The organism is Arthrobacter sp. KKT183, from assembly GCF_055657625.1.
This window is the reverse complement of record NZ_CM145770.1, coordinates 2,855,886-2,874,578: the sequence shown is the minus strand read 5'-3', so window position 1 is coordinate 2,874,578 and position 18,693 is coordinate 2,855,886. Positions and strand designations below refer to the sequence as shown.

General features: G+C 65.3%; 14 protein-coding genes and 1 tRNA gene. 4 read left to right on the top strand and 11 right to left on the bottom strand.

The window, feature by feature from the left end:
* Window positions 1–93: 93 nt before the first annotated feature.
* Window positions 94–2,691 carry an ATP-dependent chaperone ClpB gene (clpB, locus tag ACZ2GY_RS13640; RefSeq protein ID WP_471672128.1) on the top strand — a complete coding sequence of 866 codons (2,598 nt, stop codon included), beginning with the start codon at window positions 94–96 and terminating at the stop codon, window positions 2,689–2,691.
* 57 nt (window positions 2,692–2,748) lie between these two features.
* Here the strand turns inward: clpB and ACZ2GY_RS13635 are convergent, their stop codons facing one another.
* Window positions 2,749–4,083, bottom strand: a complete 1,335-nt coding sequence (locus ACZ2GY_RS13635) for a septum formation family protein (protein ID WP_471672127.1) — start codon at window positions 4,081–4,083, stop codon at window positions 2,749–2,751.
* Between the two features lie 275 nt (window positions 4,084–4,358).
* Here ACZ2GY_RS13635 and ACZ2GY_RS13630 point away from each other — a divergent pair, with 275 nt between their 5' ends.
* Window positions 4,359–4,586 carry a DUF3073 domain-containing protein gene (locus ACZ2GY_RS13630; RefSeq protein ID WP_056543382.1) on the top strand — a complete coding sequence of 76 codons (228 nt, stop codon included), beginning with the start codon at window positions 4,359–4,361 and terminating at the stop codon, window positions 4,584–4,586.
* 178 nt (window positions 4,587–4,764) lie between these two features.
* Here ACZ2GY_RS13630 and purM read toward each other — a convergent pair whose 3' ends face one another.
* The 7 genes from purM to ACZ2GY_RS13595 form a co-directional block, all read right to left on the bottom strand.
* A complete protein-coding gene (purM, locus tag ACZ2GY_RS13625) occupies window positions 4,765–5,889 on the bottom strand; it encodes a phosphoribosylformylglycinamidine cyclo-ligase (protein WP_277357780.1) in 1,125 nt (374 codons plus the stop codon).
* The gene (purF, locus tag ACZ2GY_RS13620; protein ID WP_277357779.1) at window positions 5,886–7,445 is read right to left on the bottom strand and encodes an amidophosphoribosyltransferase; all 1,560 of its coding nucleotides are present in this window, start codon (window positions 7,443–7,445) and stop codon (window positions 5,886–5,888) included. The genes purM and purF overlap by 4 nt, the downstream gene beginning before the upstream one ends.
* A gap of 41 nt (window positions 7,446–7,486) precedes the next feature.
* Window positions 7,487–7,774, bottom strand: coding sequence for a hypothetical protein (locus ACZ2GY_RS13615; RefSeq protein WP_471672126.1), 288 nt, complete (start codon window positions 7,772–7,774; stop codon window positions 7,487–7,489).
* Window positions 7,775–7,792: 18 nt separating this feature from the next.
* Window positions 7,793–9,241 (bottom strand): DUF2079 domain-containing protein, encoded by a 1,449-nt coding sequence (locus ACZ2GY_RS13610; RefSeq protein WP_471672125.1) that lies wholly within the window; start codon window positions 9,239–9,241, stop codon window positions 7,793–7,795.
* Entirely contained in the window at window positions 9,238–9,627 is a 390-nt protein-coding gene (locus tag ACZ2GY_RS13605) for a sterol carrier family protein (RefSeq protein ID WP_277357776.1), read from the bottom strand. Before ACZ2GY_RS13605 ends, ACZ2GY_RS13610 begins: the two co-directional genes overlap by 4 nt.
* A gap of 2 nt (window positions 9,628–9,629) precedes the next feature.
* The gene (locus tag ACZ2GY_RS13600; RefSeq protein WP_346027332.1) at window positions 9,630–10,634 is read right to left on the bottom strand and encodes an asparaginase; all 1,005 of its coding nucleotides are present in this window, start codon (window positions 10,632–10,634) and stop codon (window positions 9,630–9,632) included.
* Between the two features lie 91 nt (window positions 10,635–10,725).
* Window positions 10,726–12,339 (bottom strand): molybdopterin-dependent oxidoreductase, encoded by a 1,614-nt coding sequence (locus ACZ2GY_RS13595; protein ID WP_471672124.1) that lies wholly within the window; start codon window positions 12,337–12,339, stop codon window positions 10,726–10,728.
* Window positions 12,340–12,453: 114 nt separating this feature from the next.
* Between ACZ2GY_RS13595 and purD the strand changes: the two genes are divergently transcribed.
* Together purD and ACZ2GY_RS13585 are read left to right on the top strand one after the other, a co-directional pair.
* A complete protein-coding gene (gene purD / locus ACZ2GY_RS13590) occupies window positions 12,454–13,779 on the top strand; it encodes a phosphoribosylamine--glycine ligase (RefSeq protein WP_471672123.1) in 1,326 nt (441 codons plus the stop codon).
* A 2-nt stretch (window positions 13,780–13,781) separates the two neighbouring features.
* Window positions 13,782–14,648, top strand: a complete 867-nt coding sequence (locus ACZ2GY_RS13585) for a phosphoribosylaminoimidazolesuccinocarboxamide synthase (RefSeq protein WP_471672122.1) — start codon at window positions 13,782–13,784, stop codon at window positions 14,646–14,648.
* Window positions 14,649–14,732: 84 nt separating this feature from the next.
* On the opposite strand, the gene ACZ2GY_RS13580 is transcribed toward ACZ2GY_RS13585, so the two are convergent.
* From ACZ2GY_RS13580 to ACZ2GY_RS13570, 3 genes are all read right to left on the bottom strand, one after another.
* A tRNA-Pro gene (locus ACZ2GY_RS13580) sits at window positions 14,733–14,809 on the bottom strand.
* A 103-nt stretch (window positions 14,810–14,912) separates the two neighbouring features.
* On the bottom strand, window positions 14,913–16,682 hold the full coding sequence (locus ACZ2GY_RS13575) for an ABC transporter ATP-binding protein (protein ID WP_471673597.1): 1,770 nt from the start codon (window positions 16,680–16,682) through the stop codon (window positions 14,913–14,915).
* Between the two features lie 104 nt (window positions 16,683–16,786).
* Window positions 16,787–18,607: an ABC transporter ATP-binding protein gene (locus ACZ2GY_RS13570; RefSeq protein WP_471672121.1), complete on the bottom strand. Its 1,821-nt coding sequence runs from the start codon at window positions 18,605–18,607 to the stop codon at window positions 16,787–16,789.
* Between the last annotated feature and the right edge of the window lie 86 nt (window positions 18,608–18,693).

Here is an 18,693-nt window from a genome sequence, read left to right as displayed (position 1 = left end):
TCGCCTGAAGTGAAAACCCCCTTTCACAACTCCGATAGGAAGTTGAGCGTAGTACACTCAACTTAGTAGTTGCGCTAAAGCAGGAGGGCCAGCATGGACACCAAGTTCACCACCAAGAGCCAGGAGGCACTGTCAGCTTCCGCTATGAATGCCTCCACCGCAGGGAACCCCCAGGTGGAGCCCGCACACGTGCTCAAGGCGTTGATGGACCAGCGGGACGGCGTGGCTGTTGCGCTGCTCAAGGCCGCCGGTGTGGGTGCGGACAGCGTCAGCGTCAAGGCGAGCGCCGCGATCAAGGCGATGCCGTCGTCGTCGGGTTCATCCGTTGCACAGGCGCAGTTCTCCCAGCCCATGCTGCGGGTCATCACCGCTGCGCAGCAGGAGGCGGAATCGTTGGGCGACTCCTTCGTCTCCACCGAACACCTCATCCTCGGGATCGCCGCTGACTCCGGGCCAGCGGGCAGGATTCTGCGCGAGGAGGGGGCTTCCCGCGACGCGCTGATCGCGGCGCTTCCCGGCGTGCGTGGGGACCGGCGCGTCACCAGCCCCGATCCTGAGAACACCTTCCAGGCGCTTGAGAAGTTCGGTGTGGACCTGACGGAGATCGCGCGCTCGGGCAAGCTGGACCCGGTCATTGGCCGTGATACCGAAATTCGCCGTGTGGTGCAGGTGCTCTCTCGCCGTACCAAGAACAATCCCGTGCTGATCGGTGAGCCGGGGGTAGGCAAAACCGCCGTCGTCGAGGGCCTGGCGCAGCGCATGGTCGCAGGGGACGTGCCGGAGTCATTGAGGGGCAAGACACTCATCAGCCTTGACCTCGGTTCGATGATCGCCGGTGCCAAGTACCGCGGCGAGTTCGAGGAACGGCTCAAGGCGGTTCTTGAGGAGATTAAGGCCTCGGATGGCCAGGTGGTCACTTTCATCGATGAGCTGCATACCGTCGTCGGCGCGGGCGCGTCGGAGGGATCCATGGATGCCGGCAATATGCTCAAGCCCATGCTCGCCCGAGGCGAGCTGCGCCTGATCGGCGCCACCACGCTGGACGAGTACCGCGAGAACATCGAAAAAGATGCGGCGCTCGAGCGCCGGTTCCAGCAGGTCTACGTCGGTGAGCCGAGCGTTCAGGACACCGTGGGCATCCTGCGCGGGCTCAAGGAACGCTACGAAGCCCACCACAAGGTGTCGATTGCCGACTCGGCGCTGGTAGCGGCCGCAACGCTGTCCAACCGCTACATCAGCGGCCGCCAGCTGCCGGACAAGGCCATCGATCTCGTGGATGAAGCGGCGTCCCGGCTGCGGATGGAGATCGATTCCGCACCGGAGGAAATCGACCAGCTGCGCCGCGCCGTCGACCGCCTCACCATGGAGGAACTTGCGCTCGAGGGTGAGTCTGATGAAGCGTCGGTTGAGCGTCTGGAGGCCCTCCGCGCGGACATGGCGGACCGCAAGGAGCAGCTCGCTGCGCTGAACGCCCGCTGGGAGGCGGAAAAGGCCGGGCTGAACCGCATCGGCGACCTCAAGGCGAAGCTGGATGAACTGCGCTCACAGCAGGAACGCACCCAGCGCGAGGGTGATTTCGAGACTGCCTCCCGCATTCTCTACGGCGAGATACCGCAGGTCCAGCGGGAACTTGATGCCGCGCAGGCGGAGGAGGAGCGGTCCGCGGATTCGCCGGAGCTGATGGTCGCGGAGGAGGTCACGGCGTCGGACATTGCGGAGGTGATCTCTGCGTGGACCGGTATTCCGGCGGGCCGCATGCTGCAGGGTGAAAGCCACAAGCTGCTCCACATGGAGGAGAACCTTGGTGAGCGCCTGATCGGCCAGAAGAAGGCCGTTGCGTCGGTTTCCGATGCAGTGCGTCGCGCCCGTGCCGGGATCTCGGACCCGGACCGGCCCACCGGATCTTTCCTCTTCCTCGGGCCTACCGGTGTAGGTAAAACTGAACTCGCCAAGGCCCTCGCGGACTTCCTGTTCGACGATGAGCGTGCAATGATCCGCATCGACATGTCCGAGTACTCGGAGAAGCATGCGGTTGCGCGGCTGGTCGGCGCGCCTCCCGGGTACGTGGGGTATGAGGAGGGCGGGCAGCTCACCGAAGCGGTCCGGCGCAGGCCCTACAGCGTGGTGCTGCTCGACGAGGTGGAAAAAGCTCATCCCGAAGCGTTTGACATCCTCCTTCAAGTGCTCGACGACGGCCGGCTCACCGATGGTCAGGGCCGCACGGTGGACTTCCGCAACGTGATCCTGGTGATGACATCCAACCTGGGTTCCCAGTTCCTGGTGGACCCCACCGTGGATGAGGCCGCGCGCCGGGATGCGGTCATGTCGGTGGTTAACTCAAGCTTCAAGCCGGAGTTCCTCAACCGGCTCGATGACATCATCATGTTCGACGCGCTCAGCATTGAGGAGCTCTCGCAGATTGTGGATCTGCAGGTGGCTGCGCTCGCGGCCCGGCTTCAGGACCGCCGGCTCACACTCGATGTCACCGACGCCGCGCGGGAATGGCTGGCACTCACCGGGTTTGACCCCGCGTACGGTGCCCGGCCGCTTCGCCGCCTGGTGCAGCGTGAGATCGGCGACCGCCTCGCGCGCGGATTGTTGTCAGGAGAAATCAGCGACGGCGACAAGGTCCGGGTTGACCGTGCAGCGGACGGGGCAGCAGGGCTCAGCGTCGGCAGCGTTACGGCCTAAAAGTGGCAGATCCCCGTGCCGGCGGCGTCGGTACGGGGATCCAGGCACTTCTTTCGGTCACCCGGCCAGCAGGGTGTCTGTGATGACGTTGCCTTCATCGGAGACTACGAAGCAGTCGATGCGCCGGTCGCCGTCCGCCCAGGTACCCGACGTCGGGGTGACCTGGGTCAGTGTGAGGCCCGCGTACTCTGCGGCCGCGTTCTCATCAATCGCCACCGAGTTGCACAGATCGTCTCCGCTGGCATTCAGTGCAGCTTCCCCGGGGAACTCCGAGTCCTCGGGGAAGGAGGTGGTGGCCAATAGCTGGGCATTGTGCGGCGTGGTGCACGTAACGGTGGTGACGTCAGCGCTGAGGTCAGTGGAATCGAAGCCGTGGATACAGTCTCCGGCGACGAGTTCGAGGGGCGAGATGCCTTCCGCGATGATGCCGTCCGCACCCGGAGTGGTGCTGGCAGAGGACGCGGCATCGGAAGTGTCCGCACCCAGCGCATTGACGATGCTCGCGATCGCGAAGATCAACAGGGCGAGCACCACCAGTCCTGCAACACCCAGAATGATCAGCTTTTTCCGGCTTCCGCCGCGGGAAGAGCGGCCGGCGGAACGGGCTCGGATGCGCGTAGGGGCAGGGTCATCCCCTCCCGCCGGTGGAAGGCCATAGGGCCCGCCCACAGGCGGAACAGGGCTCCCGGGAGCCTGCGGTTGCCCGCTCGCGAATGGTTGGGCCCACGGCGCTTCGGGAGCGGCCGAATCTGAGGATGCGCTGGTTGCTTCCGGTTCTTCAGTTCCGGGTTCAGCGGCGACTTCAGTCTCGGTTCCAGCTCCGGTTCCAGTTCCGGTGGGGTCGGTTGGTTGCGGGTCCCCGGCGGCGGTTGTAACCTCGTCGGCCTTCACGGCGGCGGCGGACGCATCAGCTTGGCCGGCGTCGAACAACGCGTCCCAGCGGGCCTCATCGCTGCCCGGGCCTGTCCAGGCCGGCTCGGTGCCTGATGCCGCGAAACTCGTCAATCCGCCTGGCGGGGCGTCTCCTGCTGCGCCGCCGGCAGGCGCAGTGCCCGCCGGCGCGGCAGCCTCAGCCGGGTCCTCGGTGGGACGGGGGCCGGCTACCAGTGTGCCGACGTCCTCTGCTTCTTTCGCTACCTGCGCGGCCTCTGCAGCCGCATCATCCAAGGAGGCGGCTTCGGCTGCGTCCCCGCTGATTTCCGCCGCTCCAAGGGACGGTTCAATGAGCCGGACATCCTCGGCCGAGGTGTTGAGGGTAGGTTCCACCGCATCCCCGGAGACATCCGGATCCGCAAGGTGAACGTCCTCGGCCTTGAGGATCTCGGGCTCCGGAACGGAAGCGTCTGCCGATGCCGATTTGTCATCCTCCGGCGTGTCCGGCTGATCACTCATAGTGAACTGCCCCCCTCATGCGCCTGCCGGAACGGCGGGCTGGCTATGGTCATGATTACCCCACGACTCTAGCTAACAATGGGCTTTTCCCGCATGGAGGCAGACCTTCGTTGGGTCTCCGGCTCCATCCGGCGGTGGGGCCCGCACGTTCGGCCCGAGAAACCATGTAACCTATACATACGACACATTAACCGGATACTCCGGGGCCTCGCTACGCCGTTATTTTGTTGGCCATGGCGACCACCTCCGGATCGACGCAAAAAGGGGGTCACGCCATGGGGCGCGGCCGTCAGAAGGCGAAAGCCACCAAGCAGGCACGGGACATGAAGTATTTCAGCCCGTCCACGGACTACTCGGCGCTGCAACGCGAGCTCAAGGCAACCGGTAGTCGTGCCTCCCGCCATGATGATCCGGTTGAGCCGGATTATTCGGCGTATGAGGATAAATACGCGGAGCAGTTTGATGATGAAGAGGATGACGGCGGCACCCGCCGCATCGGATAACCTCCTCTTCTGAGCAGAACGCTCGCATAAGACGTTGAGAACCAGCGGCCACGACGATCACGTCAGGCCGCTGGTTCTTGTTGTGCCCGGGAATTGTGATGCGGCTCGGTAGCCGCCGCCCTGGGACAGTTTCGGGGCCCCCGCCCGGAACAGCGCCGAGCGGGGCTCCCGAAGAAGATCAGGCGTAGGAACCGACCAACCGCACGGAGCCGCCATCCACACCCTTTGCACCCTGCACATAATCAGGTCCGTCGGTGCTCTCATGGGAAGCGCGTGCCACCTGGCCCATGACCCACGCGGGAACGCCGCGATCGTTCAACCGTGCAACAGCGCTGTCGGCTCCTGCGGCGGAAACGACCGCCACCATTCCGACACCAAGGTTCAGCGTGCGCTCCAGATCCGGCAGCGGTACGCTCCCCAGCTCGGACACAAGGCTGAAAACCGGCGGAAGCGACCAGGTGGAGCGATCCACGGTTGCTTCAAGTCCACGCGGCAGAACGCGCGCGAGATTGGCGGCAAGACCTCCGCCGGTGACATGGCTGAAACCGTGGACGGCGCCGTCGGAATCGAGCGGGAAATGCCGGGCGAGGTCCAGGCAGTCGGCCGCGTAGACGCGGGTGGGCTCGAGGAGTTCCTCACCGAGCGTGCGCCCGAGTTCCGAGACCTGCCGGTCCAGGGCCCAGCCGGCCTGGTTGATGACCCTGCGGACCAGCGAGTAGCCGTTGGAGTGCAGGCCGGAGGACGCCATGCCGATGATGACGTCGCCCTCGCGCACCCGGTCAGGGCCAAGCAGTGCGTCCGCTTCCACCACGCCGGTGGCGGCGCCCGCGACGTCATATTCATGCTCACCCAGGAGGCCGGGATGCTCGGCGGTCTCGCCTCCCACGAGGGCCGTTCCCGCGACGGAACAAGCGGAGGCGATTCCGCGCACAATAGCTGCGATGCGGTCAGGGACCACCTTGCCGCAGGCGATGTAGTCGGTCATGTAGAGGGGCTCCGCCCCAACCACCACGATGTCATCCACAACCATTCCCACCAGGTCGAACCCGATGGTGTCGTGGATATCCATGGCCTGCGCGATGGCAACCTTGGTTCCCACGCCGTCAGTTGAGGTGGCGAGCAGCGGCTTGCGGTACGTCAGCAGCTTCGAGACATCGTAGAGACCCGCGAAACCGCCGACGCCGCCGACAACATTGGCTGTGTGGGTGGCCTTGATGGCGTCCTTCATGAGCTCCACCGCCCGATCGCCGGCTTCGACGTCTACTCCGGCGCTTGCATAGGTGATGGGGTCAGGTGAGCTCATACCCGCTCTTTCTTGTCTGCTTCGGTCAGGAGGGTCTCAAGTTCGCTGCCCGGCCCGGGATCGCAGCCGGTGGCGCCCGGCTTTTCGGCCGGATCAGCCCGCTCAAGGAGGTTTTTGCCGCGGCGGTCTTCCTCGGGAAGCTTGATCGGGTAGTCCCCGGTGAAGCACGCCGTGCAGAGCCGCTCCCGCGGCTGCTTGGTGGCTTCGATCATGCCGTCCTCGGAAATGTAGGCCAGGCTGTCTGCGCCGATCGACGCGGCGATCTCATCCACTGCCGCGCCGTTGGCGATCAGCTCTGCGCGTGAGGCAAAGTCGATGCCGTAGAAGCAAGGCCAGCGCACCGGCGGGGAGGAGATCTTGATGTGGACTTCGGCGGCGCCGGCCTCGCGCAGCATCCGCACCACGGCCCGCTGGGTGTTGCCGCGGACGATGGAGTCATCAACCACGATGATCCGCTTCCCCTTGATGACGGACTCCAGCGCGTTGAGCTTCAGCCGGATGCCCAGTTGGCGGAGCGTCTGGCTGGGCTGGATGAAGGTGCGCCCCACGTACGCGTTCTTCACGAATCCGTGGGCAAACGGAATCCCGGACTGCTCAGCGAAACCAACGGCGGCAGGTGTGCCGGATTCCGGAACCGGAATGACGACGTCGGCCTCCGCCTTGTTCTCCCGGGCCAGCTGCCGGCCCATTTCGACGCGCGAATCATAGACCGAGCGGCCGGCAATCGAGGCGTCGGGCCGGGCAAGGTAGACGTACTCGAAAACGCAACCGGCCGGCGTGGTCGGTGCAAAGCGGCGGGAACGGACGCCCCCCTCGTCGATCGCGATGAACTCGCCGGGCTCAATCTCACGGATGATGCTGGCGCCCACGGTGGCGAGCGCAGCCTGCTCCGAGGCAACAACCCAGCCGCGTTCCAGCCGGCCAAGCACCAGCGGACGGACACCGTGGGGATCGCGTGCGGCGTACAGGGTGCCCTCATCCATGAACACGAAGCAGAACGCGCCCTCAATGGTGGGCAGGAGGTCCATGGCGGTGTCTTCGAGGGAGCGGCCGTCATCCCCGGCCAGCAGGGTGGTGACCAGGGCTGTATCCGAGGTGTTGCCCTGCGCCATCTCTCCGGAGCGCGGCTTCCCATGGCGGTTGAGGACGGTCTGGTAGAGATCGGCCGAGTTGGTGAGGTTGCCGTTATGAGCCAGGGCAACGGTGCCTACGGCGGTGGCGCCGAGGGTGGGCTGCGCGTTGGCCCAGTTGGAGGACCCGGTGGTGGAGTAGCGGCAGTGGCCCACCGCAATGTGGCCGGTGAGGGTGTTCAGCGTGGCCTCGTCGAAGACCTGGGACACCAGGCCCATGTCTTTGTAGACGTTGATCCGGGTGCCGTCACTGGTGGCGATGCCCGCTGACTCCTGGCCGCGGTGCTGCAGCGCATACAACCCGTAGTAGGTCAATTTGGCGACTTCCTCGCCGGGGGCCCAGACTCCGAAGACGCCGCAGGCATCCTGGGGGCCTTTTTCGCCGGGAAGTAGATCATGGGAAAGCTGTCCGTCACCGCGCACCATTACGCCATTCTCTCACGGCGTAATGAGGCTGGATTGCCGGGCTATTCGTCGTCGGTGCGCTCCGCCGTCGCCTGCTTCATGCGGCGTACGCTGATCCGGTCGAGCAGCAGCGCCAGGAGACCACCGATCAGCACTCCGGGAATCGCGAAAACCACAGTGAAGAAGCCCAGGACGGACTCGCGGGTCAGCGTGGGGTCAGCCGGGCCGGTGTAGGCCACGATCAGCGCGGCGATGAATCCGATCAACGCACCGAGGCCCATGAACGGACCGAATTTCGGCGCCCGTCGAATGGTGACTAGCCGGCGCTCTGGAGGCTGCTGCGAACTCATGGTTCAAGGCTACCGGGATCAGGTCTCCCGCTTGACCAGCTGGTACCCGGCCTCATCGAAGACCAAGGCGTAATTTTCGCCCGGATAGGTCTCCTCAGCGTGCTGTTCCGCGCTGGCCGGGCGGGTGGGCCCCCAGCTCCAGTCCTCGGCGTCGACCACCAGGTAGTCAGGCGCCGGGTTCTCATTGCCGATCCAATACACCTCGGTCTCCGGCACCAGGTACGGCATCAGCAACACGCCGGACTCAACCGCTGCGCCGGATGGAATCTCGTCCATCATCCGGTGTGCCGCATCCCAGCGCGGCGACTGCTGAAACGTCTCCGGCTTCGCAAGCGCAGCCAGCGGCTGCCCGGGCAACAGCATGAGCGCCACCACACTGACCACCGGCACGACGGCGGCGCTATAGGAGCGCAGCCAGCCGCGCCTGCTCTCGCGGGCGCGAAGAATCGCATGAATGAGCGCGGCGAACAGGATGGGCATGAGAACGGCGTTGTAGTGCCAGTCCGGCCCCCAGTAGGACTCATTCCCCGCAGCAAAGCGCCATATCAGGGTGGGAAGCAGCACTGCGGCCAACGGCGAGAGGAGGAACAGGAACCCGCCGGCGAGGCACAGCAGCCACAGGGTCTCGTATTTCTCCACGACCGTCATCATGGAAATTACGGTGCCCACGGGGTTGGCCAGGAGCGCGTCCACGTCGATGCGATCGGAGTAGTCGTACGTGCCGCCGGTGTTCAGTGCCGGCAGAATGACCTTCACTGACAGGACCACCCACGCGAGCCCCCAGACTGCCAGCCCCAGGCCGGCCTGGTAGCGGCGTCGGAAGCGCCAGGCCAGCACCAGGCCGAACGCGAAGACGGTCAGCCCCATGTCCTCCTTCACGAACACCAGCAGTGCGCCCGCGACGACGGCGGTGCGCAGCCGGCCCTCGATATACGCCTCCAACGCCAGCGCCAGCAGGGGCAGCGCCAGCGCCACCTCATGAAACTGCACAGCGACGGCGGCCTGGATGCCCCAGGACAGGCCGTAGGCGGCTCCAAGGAAGAGCCCCGGGACGCGCCCAACATGATGCACGGCCAGGCGGGTGAGAATCAGGACCGACCAGCCCACCAGCAGGTTCTGGAAGACCAGCAGGGTCAATCCGGACGGGAAGAGCGCATACACGGGTCCCAGGATGACGAGCAGGGGGTGGAAATGGTCGCCGAGGAGGTTGAACCCGTGACCTTTGACCGGCACGATGGGCGCGTCGAACCCCGCATAGGCCTTGGCCAGCTGGGTGAAGATGCCGAGGTCCCAGGACGGGGTGTCGAACCGGTTCCACTGAGTGACCGAGAAGATCGTGTACAGGGCAGTGACAACACCGGCAACCACCCAGGCTTCCGCCGGTTGCCGGCGAAGGGCAGCGAGCGCGCCACGCCATCCCCGGACCACGAGGTTCGGTTGCGTGGCATGGTGGCGCTCGAGGATCATGCCGGGCCTGTCGCAGGCCCGGGCGGTTCCTGCGGAAACAGTGGCAGAAGCGCGGAGAGGTCCGCCCGCTGACCGGATGCCGCGACTGCGCCGGAGGTGAGGGCTTCGGCCCAGGTCAGGGTCCCTAGGACGAGAGCGAGCCAGATGTCAGCGTCGGTCTCAATGACGTTGGGCGGGGTTCCGCGGGTATGGCGGGGACCTTCGACGCACTGCGTCACGCCCAGTGGCGGGACGCGCACTTCCACGCTGTTGCCGGGTGCGCGGAAGGCGAGCTCCTCCAGGGAGTAGCGAACCGCCGTCGTACGTTCTGTGCGGTCGGTGCTGCCGGCGGCCACCGCGCGGACTGCAGCGTTGCCGTCCGCGGGTGGGATACGCCGTCGTGCCATGGTTAGTCCAGCAGCGCCATGACCGGAGCGGCGAGGCGCAGTTGGCCGACGGGCTCGCCGCCGCCCAGCACGGGCTGCACAACCTTCTCCAGTACCGGTGCTACAGCCTCCGCCTCGAGGGCACCTGAGGCGGCCAAAAGAGTGAGCCCTACCAGTGTGGTGGCCCGGATATTGCCGTCCAGGATCTTGAGCGCCATGGACACGCCGGTGGGCGTAGCCATGACGAGGACGCCCTCGGCTCCGTTCTTCGCCAGGATCCCGAGGTCTTCCATCACTACCGAGTTCTCGCGTCCGTGGCCGTGGACCGCCCACGGATAATCCAGCATGGCGGTTGCGATGGTGGCCGCGCGCGCATCGGCGTTCTTGTCACTGGGGGCCTTGGCGATCTTGCCGATTCCCCGCGCGAGACCGGTGAGTGAAACGGCGCCGAGCGGAGCGCCGCAGCCGTCCACTGCCCAGTGCTCCACTTTCTCTTCGGTGTATTCCTCGATGATGTCGGCGATGCGCTGCTGCAGCGGGTGGCCGCGATCCAGGTAGGTCTTGTGGTCCCACGAGTTTTCGGTGCAGGCCCAGAGAAAGGCGGCGTGCTTGCCGGAGCAGTTGAAGGCTACCCGCTGGCGGCCCTTGTCGCTGCGGATGAGCGAGTGTCGGGCTTCCTCGTCCTGCGGCCAGTCAGCCGGGCACTGCAGGTCCTCTTCGGTGACTCCGGCGGCGCTCAGCATGGATTTCACGACGTCCATGTGCTCGAAACTGCCGACATGGCTGGCAGCTGCCAACGCAACCTGGGCTCCGCGGAGCGGGACGCCGGCCTGCATGGCAGCCAGTGCCTGGAACGGCTTCAGGGTGGAGCGGGGGAAGATCGGCGCGTTGACGTCACCGAGTTCCGTGACGGTGGAGCCGTCCGCTGCGAGGACCACGGCTGAGCCGATGTGGCGGGACTCAATGAAGCCGTTGCGCTCCAGGACCGCGAGGTCAACCGCGCTGGAGGAGGTAAAGGTGGAGGGCATGGTTCCAGTATTACGCATCGTCGAGGCGGATGTAGCTTGTGCCCACCGGAGGGAACGGGTCATCCGATGGGCACAAGGATAGGGGGCTGTCCTACTCCGCTGAGAACTGGACCGTGTGCCAGCCCGATGCGCCGTCCGGAACGGTATCGGCGCGCTCTTCGGTCTGGACGCCGTCGGGATCGTAAGCCCGTGAGCGGATGCGGTGGGACCCGGGCTCGAGCTGCACTTCGTGGGTCCACTGCCGCCAGGTGTCCACGGTGTATTCGGCGGCGAGGGTCGCTTCCTCCCAGGGGCCGTCGTCAATCTGGACCTCCACCTTGTCGATCCCGCGGTTCTGCGCCCAGGCAGTGCCGCCCACCCGGAAGGTGCCGGCAGCCACGTTGCCGAACGGCCGCGGAACCTCAATACGCGACTGCGTCTTGATGGGGCCCTTCTCAGCCCAGCCGCGGTCCGTCCAGTAAGCCGTGGCGTCCGCGAAACGGGTCACTTCAAGGTCAATCACCCATTTGGTGGCGGAAACGTACCCGTACAACCCGGGGACCACCATGCGCACCGGATAGCCGTGCTCGAGGGGCAGCGGCTCGTCATTCATGGCTACTGCGAGGATGGCGTCCCGCTCATCCTGCAGGATGGGCAGGGGAGTGGAGGCGCTGAAGCCGTCGGTGCTGGTGGACAGGACCATGTCAGCGTCTTCGGTGGGACGGGCGCGTGCAAGGAGCTCGCGGATCGGGTAGCCGAGCCACTTGGCGTTGCCGATCAGCTCCCCGCCCACCGGGTTGGAGACGCAGGTCAGCGTGATGTGCCGTTCGATCAGCTCCGAATCCAGCAGGTCCTGGAAGTTGATGCGGATCTCCTCCTCCACCATGCCGTGGACGCGCAACTCCCAGGTGTCCACGTCGATGGTGGGAACCTGCAGTGCTGTGTCAATCCGGTAGAACTCCGGATTGGGCGTCAGCCACGGCTCAACACCGTCAAGGTCTACATCAACACCGGCTGGGACCGGCATCGCGGGGCTGGCGGGTGCCGGGAAGCTCAGGCGTTCACGGGCAACATTGACGGTGTTGCGGATTCCACTGACGACGGCGCCTCCCGCTGCAGTAGCGGCGGCGACGACGGCGGTAACGCCCGCTGCTGCGAAGAACCCGCGCCTGCTGACGGAAGTCCTGGCGTTTGTACTGGCACCCACCGGGCGGGAACCGCCGGCGTTGAAGGCGCCGTCGTCGTCGTTGGTTGTGGTCTCGGTCTGTGGCTGCGCCGAATGCAGCTTCCGGATCATCAAGCGCAGCGCTGCCAGCCCGGCCAGGGTGCCGATCACCGAAGGGATCGCGTCACTTACGGATGCACCGGCACGGGAGACGACGGCGGCAACCATGACGGCGCCCATGAAGAGGACACCCGCCACACCCAGGATCCAGCGCCGCCAGGCCAGGTAGCCGAGGATCGCGGCGAGGATGATGATGGTGACGGCCATGCCGACGAAGAGCGCGAGCTTGTCGTTGGTGCCGAAGGTATCGATTGCGAAGTCCTTCAGCCAGGCCGGCGTGAAATCGATGAACGTGGAGCCCAGTGCGATCAGCGGTGCCGATCGGGTGGAGAAGAAGGCGCCGATCAGCTCGGCCACACCGAGGACCAGCCCGGCCGCGAGTATGCCCGCGAGCATGGCTAGGGTCGAGGCGGAGCGGCTGGACGTGCGAACGGCTTTCATACTGGGTGTTCGGAGAGACAGGCCCGGTGTATTGGTATTCCGGACGTGCCGGCTGACTTCACAGTTTCTGCGGCCAGTAGTTGGGTGGGGGAGGACCCAGTACCCTGAACTACTGTGAAGGTTCTCGTTATTGGCCCTGGAGGCCGCGAACACGCCCTTGTCCGAGCGCTCCTCGCCGATCCATTCGTGGGCGAGGTGCATGCCGCTCCCGGTAACGCCGGAATGGCCCAGGATGTCCCCGTGCACAACATCGATGCCAATGACCCGGTTGCCGTGACGGAACTTGCCTCGCGCCTGGGGTCGGACCTGGTGGTTGTGGGCCCCGAGGCTCCGTTGGCTGCCGGTGTGTCCGACGCGCTGATTGAAGCAGGCATCCCCGTTTTCGGACCCACGAAGGCTGCGGCGCAGCTCGAGGCCTCGAAGGCCTTCGCCAAGCAGGTCATGGCGGCTGCCGGTGTTCCTACCGCGATGGCGAAGGTCGCGTCAACTGCAGCCGAAGCCGAAGCCGCGCTGGATTCCTTCGGTGCCCCGTATGTGGTCAAGGATGACGGCCTCGCCGCGGGCAAGGGCGTGGTGGTCACGTCGGACCGGGCAGCCGCCCTTGAGCACGCCGAGGTGTGCTTTGGCGCCGGCGGCTCGGTGGTGATCGAGGAATACCTTGACGGCCCCGAGGTGTCCCTGTTTGTCCTCTCGGACGGCACCAGCGTGGTGCCCCTTGCCCCGGCACAGGACTTCAAGCGCATCTTCGACAATGACGAAGGACCGAATACCGGCGGCATGGGTGCCTACTCGCCGCTGGAATGGGTGCCGTCCGGTCTGGTGGATGAGGTGATTGAGCGCGTTGCGCTGCCCACCATCGAGGAGATGGCACGCCGCGGCACTCCGTTCACGGGGGTCCTGTACTGCGGGCTCGCGCTCACTTCGCGCGGGCTGCGCGTGATCGAGTTCAACGCCCGCTTCGGGGATCCCGAGACACAGGCTGTGCTGGCCCGGCTCAAGACGCCTTTGGGTGGCGTCCTGCTCGCTGCCGCAAAGGGGGAACTGGACACGGTCGACAACCTGAACTGGTCTTCGCAGGCCGCGGTCGCCGTGGTCCTCGCGTCAGCAAACTACCCCGACTCACCGCGCACCGGCGATGAAATCCGTGGTCTCGCGGACGCGGCTACCCTGGATGGCGTGTCCGTGCTGCACGCCGGCACTGCGCTGAGTGGGGACGGTTCGGTGGTCTCAGCCGGTGGGCGGGTGCTTGCCGTCGTCGGACTGGGCAAGGATCTTGAGGAAGCGCGCAACAAAGCGTACGACGGCGTGAGCCGCCTTGACCTCGAAGGCGGCCAGTACCGCACTGATATTGCTGCGAAGGCCGCGCGGGGCGAGGTTGTGGTGTCACAGCCGGCTTCAGTGACTGGTTCAGCGGCGGGTTCACAGACGGGCGGGGTATAGGCATGGCACAGGAACTTACGGGTTGGCGGCACATCTACTCCGGGAAGGTCCGGGACCTGTATGAACCCGTGACGGGCGAGGATGACCGCGTGCTGGTGGTCGCCAGTGACCGGATCAGCGCCTACGACTTTGTGTTGTCTTCCGAGATCCCGGACAAGGGACGCGTGCTGACCCAGCTGAGCCTGTGGTGGTTCGAGCAGCTGGCCGGCATCCCCAACCATGTCCTCTCCACCGACGTTCCCGCCGAGGTTGACGGCCGGGCCATGATCTGTCAGCGGTTGGACATGTACCCCGTCGAGTGCATAGCGCGTGGATACCTGACCGGTTCCGGGCTCCTCGAGTACAACGAGTCGCGGACCGTGTGTGAGCTGCCGCTGCCGGAAGGCCTGGTGGACGGCTCCCGTTTGGACGAGACGCTGTTTACGCCGTCCGCCAAGGCTGAGGTGGGCGAGCACGACGAGAACATCACCTATGACGCCGTCGTCATGATGCTGGGGGATGATCTCGCCGCGAAGCTGCGCTCGCTGACGCTCGATATCTACTCCCGTGCGGAGTCGATTGCACTGGATCGCGGGATCATCATTGCGGACACCAAGGTGGAGTTCGGAATGTCCCGCTCTGGAGCTGTGACCCTCGGCGACGAGGTGCTGACGCCGGATTCGTCGCGTTTCTGGGACGCGGCCCTGTATTCGCCGGGTAAGGCCCAGGCCTCCTTCGACAAGCAGTTTGTCCGCGACTGGCTCACGTCCGACGACGCCGGTTGGGACCGTGTGTCAGAACCGCCTGCACTGCCCGCCGAGGTTATCGCGAAGACACGCGCCCGGTACATCGAAGCCTACGAGCGGCTGACCGGCCGGACGTTCGTCTGACCTCGCTTCGTGTGACGCTTCACCGCGTCTGACGCAGAAACGAAAAGGTGCCCGCAGTGTGAACTGCGGGCACCTTTTCTTCTGTGGTCGGGGTGACAGGATTTGAACCTGCGGCCTCGTCGTCCCGAACGACGCGCGCTACCAAGCTGCGCCACACCCCGATTGAGCTGTTCCGAGAAGCCCCGAAAGCAACCTCTCAAGGATAACGGACAACGGCGTCCCTGACGAACTAGCGGTCCGTGGGCAGCAGCTCGCTGACCAGCGCTAGACGAGCGAGTCCTGCCAGGCTGCGTGCAGGGTGGCGAAACGGCCGTTGCCGCTGATCAGGTCAGCGGGTGTGCCGTCCTCGACAATCGCGCCATCATGCACCACCAGCACGCGGTCCGCGATCTCCACCGTAGAGAGCCGGTGCGCAATAATCAGCGCGGTCCGGTTGCCGAGCAGTTTCTGCAGGCCCTGCTGGACCAGCCGTTCGCTGGGGATGTCCAGCGAGGACGTTGCCTCGTCCAGGATCAGGACCGCCGGGTCCGCGAGGAACGCCCTGGCAAAGCTGATGAGCTGCCGTTGCCCCGAGGAGACCCGGCCGCCGCGCTTGTTCACATCGGTGTCGTAGCCCTCGGGCAGCGACGTGATGAACTCATGTGCTCCTACAGCCCTGGCGGCCTGCTCGATCTCTTCGCGGCTCGCCTCCGGCTTGCCCAGGGCGATGTTGTCAGCCACGCTCCCACTGAACAGGAACGCCTCCTGCGTCACCATGACGACGGCGCGGCGCAGGTCCTGCGGGGACAGTTGCCTCAGGTCCACACCGTCGAGGGTGATGCTGCCTTCGGAGACGTCGTAGAACCGCGCGATGACCTTGGCGAGAGTGGACTTACCGGCGCCCGTCTGGCCGACGAGGGCAATCGTCTGCCCGGCCGGGATCGTGAGGTCCATGCGCGGCAGGATGACGGGACCATCCCCGTAACGGAACTCAACGCCGTCGAACTCTATCCGGCCCTGCGCGTCCTTCAACGGCACGGGGTTCTTCGGCGGGCGCACCGTCGGTACTTCCTCCAGGAGCCCGGACACCTTCTCGAGAGCGGCGGCTGCTGACTGGAACGAGTTGTAGAACATCGCCATCTGGTCCACCGGCTGGAAGAACCGCTTGCTGTACAGCAGCAGTGCCAGCAGCGCGCCGACCTCGAGCGATCCGCCAAGCACCCGGAAACCTCCGAACAGGAGCACGGCGGCCACGGTCACGTTGCCGATCAGGACCAGGCCCGGCTGGAAGACGCCGTTGAGGTTGATCGAGCGCACCGTCACCTTGCGGTAGTCCTCGGCGAGCTCGTCGTAGCGGTCTGCGTTGACCTTCTCGCGGCGGAACGCCTTGACCGCACGGATGCCGGTCATGGTCTCGATGAAGTGGACGATCAGCTTCGCCGACACCACCCGCGATGACCGGTAGGCGATCTGCGAGTGCTTCTGGTACCAGCGCGCCAGGAACGTCATGGGGATAGCCGCGACCAGAAGGAGCAATCCGGTGGGCCAGTCGAGCACGAAGATGGTGACAGCGGTGAAGATCATGTACATCAGGCCGGACGCCAGGGAACTGACGCCGGAGTCGAGCAGCTCGCGTAGCGCTTCCAGGTCCGAGGTCTGGCGGGAGATGATGCGCCCGGAGGTGTACTTCTCGTGGAACTCGAGGCTGAGCCGCTGGGTGTGCCGGAAGACGCGCAGGCGGAGATCCAGCAGCATTTCCTGGCTCAGCCGGGCTGCTGCGAGGACGTAGCCGGCTGTGAGGGTCGCTGCCAGTACGGCCGCGATGAGGTAGGTAATGCCCGCAGCCCAGAGCAGCGCGGACTCGCCCTGCAGCAGCGAGGGGAGAGCGTGGTCGATACCGAAGGCGATGATCGCCGGCCCGGCCACCCGTGCGATCTGGGAGAGGACCACGAGGAACGCGGTCCAGATGAATTGCCTGCGGTTGGGGCGGATCAGGGAACCGAGCAGTTTGAAGGACCGTGTCCGCACCGATTTGTTCTGTGCCCGGTCCAGCATCACCTTGTCCTCGTTGGAGACTCCTGAGGAAATGACCGACGGCGGCTGGCCCGCGCGGGTGCGCCTGTTCGGCTTTTCCTGCTTCTCCTGTTTCGGTGCTGCACTCATGCGCGGGCCTCCTGGTCGTTGTGCTCCAGCTCTTCCAGCTCGCTGTCCAGATCCACGGGTTCCTCGGTCAGGCTCGCAATGACGTAGCGGTAGTGGTCGCTGCGGACCAGCAGTTCGGTGTGGGTACCGACCGCGGAGATGCGTCCGTTCTCCATGAGTGCGACGCGGTCGGCGAGCGCCACTGTGGAGGGGCGGTGGGCCACAATCAGTGTGGTGGTATCCGCGAGGACCTCGCGCAGGCGCTCCTCCACAAGTTCCTCCGTGCGCACATCGAGCGCGGACAGCGGGTCGTCGAGGACCAGCACCCGCGGCTTGGCCGCGATGGCCCGGGCGAGCGCCAGCCGCTGGCGCTGCCCGCCGGAGAGGCTGAGTCCCTCTTCACCGATGAGCGTATCCACGCCCTCGGGAAGCGAATACACGAAGTGCGCCTGCGCAACGTCCAGCGCCTCGGTGAGGATGGCGTCGTCGTCGTCCTGGGCGTCCACACCCATCAGTACGTTTTCGCGGACCGAGTTGGAAAACAGTGTGGTGTCTTCGAAAGCCACCGCTACGTGGCGGCGCAGTTCCTCCAGAGAGAACTCGCGGAGATCGATCCCGTCGATGCGGATAGCTCCACCGGTGACATCGTAGAGGCGGGGTACCAGTTGGAGCAGGGTGCTCTTGCCGCAGCCGGTCACTCCCACCAGAGCCATGGTTTCGCCGGCCCTCAGCGTGAGGTTGACTCCGTCTATGACCGAAGTGGATGTGTCCTTCGCATCGGGATAACGGAAGGAGACGTCGTCGAACGTTACTTCGCCGTGCGGATCGGTGAGGGTGCGGGGATCAGGCGGTCCGGTGATGGTGTTCTCAGACTCCATGACCTCGTAGTGGCGGTCGATTGCCGTTTTGGCTGTGAACGTCATTGCGAGCAGCGGGCCGATGAACTCGACGCGCCCCGCCACCACGCCGGCGGTTGCGAAGAACGCGACCAGTCCGCCGATGGTGACGTCACCGTTGACAGCGAGGAGGATGCCGGTGACCAGCGAAGCGCCCAGGGCGAGTTCGGGGAGCAGCGTCACGATCAGTGAGAACGTGGCCAGGCTCTTGGCTTTGTGGATTTCCGTTTCACGCAGTTCCTCGGCCTGGTCACTGAAGGCGTCCAGGGCTTCCCGGCTCCGCCCGAAGGCCTTCAGGACGCGGATACCGTGGACGGACTCCTCGACGGTGGTGGCGAGGTCACCCGCCTGGTCCTGGCTCTTGCGCGAGACCCTGCTGTAGGAGGTCCGGAAGCGGAATCCGTAGATCATCACGGGTACCGCCGCTGTAAGGAAGATCAGGGCCAGGGGCCAGCTCATGAAGAACATGATGGCCACGCCCGCGGTCAGCGTGATTGCGTCCACCACGAGCATGATGGCGCCGAATGCCATCCACCGCCGCATGAGGTTGAGGTCTGACATGGCACGCGACAGCAGCTGGCCGCTGCCCCAACGGTCGTGGAAGGCTACCGCGAGGTTCTGCAGATGACGGTAGAACGACGTGCGCAGGTTGGTTTCTACCGTGGTTGCAGGATTGATGACGAAGAACCGCCGCAGGGCAACGAAGACAGCCTCGAGCACTCCGAGTACCAGGACAATCCCGGATGCGATCCACACGGTGGAACTCGCCTGACCTTCCGCCAGTGCGTCATTGACGAGGACCCGGAAGACCTGCGGGATGGCAAGCACCATGACGCTAGCACCGAGCGCGGCAAAAAGGCCGAGAACCAGTCGCGGAATGATCGGCTTGAGGTGCGGGTACAGGCGCCTGAGAGACTCCCACAGCGTTGTTTGCGTCGGCATGTACTTCTCTCGAAAGTTGAAGATTCGAGGGAGCCGAAATTTTCGTGTCCCCCAGCAACAATCCTATGTCAGACCGTGCGCGACGC